Source organism: Pseudoalteromonas sp. GW168-MNA-CIBAN-0100, assembly GCF_040309225.1.
GTDB classification, from domain to species: Bacteria; Pseudomonadota; Gammaproteobacteria; order Enterobacterales; family Alteromonadaceae; genus Pseudoalteromonas; species Pseudoalteromonas arctica.
In genome coordinates, this window is the sequence record NZ_JBEOOL010000565.1 from 1 (window position 1) to 272 (window position 272).

Consider the following 272-nt stretch of genomic DNA (forward strand, 5'->3'; position numbering starts at 1 on the left):
GGTAATACTTATGCTGGTGAGCCTAACGAAGGAGGGGGAGGTAGTGATAGACCTATATACATACCTGGTACTGCGGGTACTCCAGAAGAGCTTCGTTATCAGGCAGAACTAGAATCAATATATATAAATGTCGGTGGTGACGAAGCAAAATTTCGTCAAGGAGTTAAAGAAATTGCAGCAAGAGATATGCTCGCTTTTGATATATTGACAATACCAGCAGGATTAGCATTAAAATCTGCTCAAATAGGTGTCAAAGCTGGGCAGTATGTAAT

At 40.8% G+C, this 272-nt stretch carries 1 protein-coding gene; it reads left to right on the plus strand.

All coding sequences use genetic code 11. The features are described 5' to 3' along the window. Positions 1-272 (plus strand): hypothetical protein (locus AAEY62_RS22445; RefSeq protein ID WP_350636623.1); only part of this gene is annotated, 272 nt, incomplete at both ends.